Source organism: Brunnivagina elsteri CCALA 953, from assembly GCF_002289455.1.
In the GTDB taxonomy this organism is placed as follows: domain Bacteria; phylum Cyanobacteriota; class Cyanobacteriia; order Cyanobacteriales; family Nostocaceae; genus Brunnivagina; species Brunnivagina elsteri.
Genome location: NZ_NTFS01000752.1, coordinates 1 through 1,339 on the forward strand (window position 1 = coordinate 1; position 1,339 = coordinate 1,339).

The 1,339-nt window shown below is 43.5% G+C and carries 1 protein-coding gene; it reads right to left on the reverse strand.

The window, feature by feature from the left end; all coding sequences use genetic code 11:
* The coding region (gene opcA / locus CK510_RS30450; protein WP_095725131.1) for a glucose-6-phosphate dehydrogenase assembly protein OpcA at nucleotides 1–1,275 on the reverse strand (1,275 nt) is incomplete at its 3' end.
* Nucleotides 1,276–1,339: the final 64 nt, after the last annotated feature.

The following is a 1,339-nucleotide window of genomic DNA, read 5'->3' on the forward strand; positions in this document are numbered from 1 at the left end:
CAACAACACTTCAGCCCTTTGTTCCGAAAGTGAAGTTACATGTTGGAATAAACCCGTAGATTGTGCCCCACCTTGGGTTTCCATCCGCATACAACCACCAGTTTCCGAACAAATTAACGTACCACAATTAGCCTGTGGATTTGTCGAATTCAACCGCAAAGCAATTAAATCACCAGAAACTTCGCCAATATCCCCAACAGGAACCCCGGCTAACTCAGCTTCAATTTGGCGTTGATCTTGGGCAACTAATTTAATTTTGGTAATTTCGTAATCGCCTTTTTCATGTTGATAAGAAACAGGCTTCCATTGCAATCGACTTGCCAACCAACCCAAAAATAGTAAAGCTTGGACTGGATTACCCTTTTCATAATCGATATTAACGCGATCGATTTCACCCAAAGCAGCACGTCGTAGTGGTGAATCGTAAGCTTCAGCAGCTAACTCCTGCCATCCTGCCAACCTACGCCAATTCAAATCTGCTAGGGGAATGCCATTTTCAACTAATTCTTGCAAACAAAGTAAATCTTTTTCCGGTTCATTAAAGTTACACGAATCTACAATTACATTATTGCAAACTGCCGACAACCGTTTGAATAAACCATTATTAGGATCGGGTGTAGCCTTCCACCAAATAAACTTAGGTAAACCACCAATCAACAATGCTGGTATCATCCCACCAATTCGTTCCAAGGCTTCGGGAGTACCACTTAAGGTAATGTACTCGCAACAAATCAATGTGCTGGAGGATTGTTTTTGAATTGGACAATAAGCCGCAACTTGGGCTTTAACACCTTCATCTTCCCCAGCGACTGGGGACAGGGCAATAATCCGGCAGGGGTTGCGAAGGGCGATTTCATCGGCAATGCGGGGACTTTTGGAATCATAACCACCTGACGCAGTTTCGGAAATTTTTCCCGATGCTCGACCTTTGGCAGCTTCTCCCCGCAATACAGTAATAGTATCGGGGTTAGGAGTTCCAGTTTCCGGGATGCCATAAGCTTTTTGAGCTTCCCGCAAAGCAGATTCCATTTGTGGTCCCAAAATACCATCAATTGGACCGTGATAAAAACCTAATGCAGCGAGAAGTTGCTGTGTTTGTTCGGGTTCGTAAACAACCAAACTAAAAGTCGCAGCACGGGTTGCAGTGGGCAAAGTCCCATCATTTCCTGTGATGCCATAACTTTGCCAAATTTGACCAAGTTCCGCTTCGATTTCGGTAAGCGAAACATCTTTAGGGGCTTGAAGTGAATAAACTGTGGGTGCTTGGGAAACCATAATTATATTGAAATGTGAAATATAGGTTAGAAGTTAGGAATTAGGAGTTAGGAGTTAGGAGTTA